Here is a 323-nt window from a genome sequence, read left to right on the forward strand (position 1 = left end):
CGGCGCTACGGCGTTTCACTTCTGAGTTCGGCATGGGGTCAGGTGGGACCACCGCGCTAAGGCCGCCAGGCAAATTCCTGTGCTCTGTCCTGTGTCTTTTGTGCTGATACTGCGTTGGCTGCATTCGCGAAAATCAGTCACATACTTCAGTATGCTCCTTCCTTCGCTTCATTTGCCGCCTTGTCTCAGCGCAAAATCCTTCGGACTCTGGATCCAAGCTGAAATTCTCTCAATCCGCCAAAACATCTTCGGCGTTGTAAGGTTAAGCCTCACGGTTCATTAGTACCGGTTAGCTCAACGCATCGCTGCGCTTACACACCCGG

Annotated in this window: 1 rRNA gene; it reads right to left on the minus strand. The window is 53.3% G+C overall.

What is annotated here, in order from left to right:
* Positions 1-70, minus strand: a 5S ribosomal RNA gene (rrf, locus tag FQ015_RS06615); the annotation flags it as partial.
* Positions 71-323 lie beyond the last annotated feature (253 nt).

This window comes from Escherichia sp. HH26CH (assembly GCF_009820205.1).
Lineage (GTDB): Bacteria > Pseudomonadota > Gammaproteobacteria > Enterobacterales > Enterobacteriaceae > Escherichia > Escherichia coli_F.